The 245-nt window shown below is 54.3% G+C and carries 2 protein-coding genes; both read left to right on the forward strand.

Annotated features, from left to right (window positions below; translation table 11 throughout):
• The coding region (gene rpmC, locus R0J92_RS25585; protein WP_411053754.1) for a 50S ribosomal protein L29 at positions 1-73 on the forward strand (73 nt) is incomplete at its 5' end.
• An 11-nt stretch (positions 74-84) separates the two neighbouring features.
• The coding region (rpsQ, locus tag R0J92_RS25590; RefSeq protein WP_411053755.1) for a 30S ribosomal protein S17 at positions 85-245 on the forward strand (161 nt) is incomplete at its 3' end.

Raw genomic sequence — 245 nt, forward strand, 5'->3', positions numbered from 1 at the left:
GAAGCAGGTTCGCCGCGACATCGCGCGTATCAAGACTATTGCCCGCCAGAAGGCGGCCGCAAGCAAGGCATAAGGAAGAATATAATGCCTAAACGCGTTCTGCAGGGCGTTGTCGTCAGCGACAAGAATGACAAGACTGTTGTGGTCAAGGTTGAGCGCCGCTATTCGCATCCGCTCCTCCAGAAGACCGTGCGTCAGTCTAAGAAGTACAAGGCGCATGACGAAAACAACCAGTTCAAGGTCGG

Source organism: Tritonibacter sp. SIMBA_163, assembly GCF_046535935.1.
GTDB classification, from domain to species: domain Bacteria; phylum Pseudomonadota; class Alphaproteobacteria; order Rhodobacterales; family Rhodobacteraceae; genus Epibacterium; species Epibacterium scottomollicae.